The organism is Sedimentibacter sp. B4, assembly GCF_000309315.1.
Lineage (GTDB): Bacteria > Bacillota > Clostridia > Tissierellales > Sedimentibacteraceae > Sedimentibacter > Sedimentibacter saalensis.
Genome location: NZ_CANG01000469.1, coordinates 1 through 246, shown reverse-complemented (window position 1 = coordinate 246; position 246 = coordinate 1). Strand labels below are relative to the sequence as shown.

The following is a 246-nucleotide window of genomic DNA, read 5'->3' as shown; positions in this document are numbered from 1 at the left end:
GGTGGGGCCGATTGCCCTGGAATGCGACATCCTCGTCGTGGCCGGCGACGACCTGCGGATCATGGTCTACACCGCCGAGCCGGGCACCGAGGACGCTCAGCGACTCGAACTCGCAATCGTGCTGGGAACCCAATCCCTCATCGCCTAGCAGAAGCGGCCCGGCGCTAGCCACATCTTGGCCACAATCGTCAGCCAACATCCGGAAGCGCCGCCACGAACCGGGCTGGGCGCAGGTCTGACCGCGTG

Annotated in this window: 1 pseudogene; it reads left to right on the top strand. The window is 66.7% G+C overall.

The annotated features are described in order from the left end of the window. Nucleotides 1–148 (top strand): annotated as a pseudogene (locus BN358_RS25510) (transcriptional regulator); the annotation flags it as partial. Nucleotides 149–246: the final 98 nt, after the last annotated feature.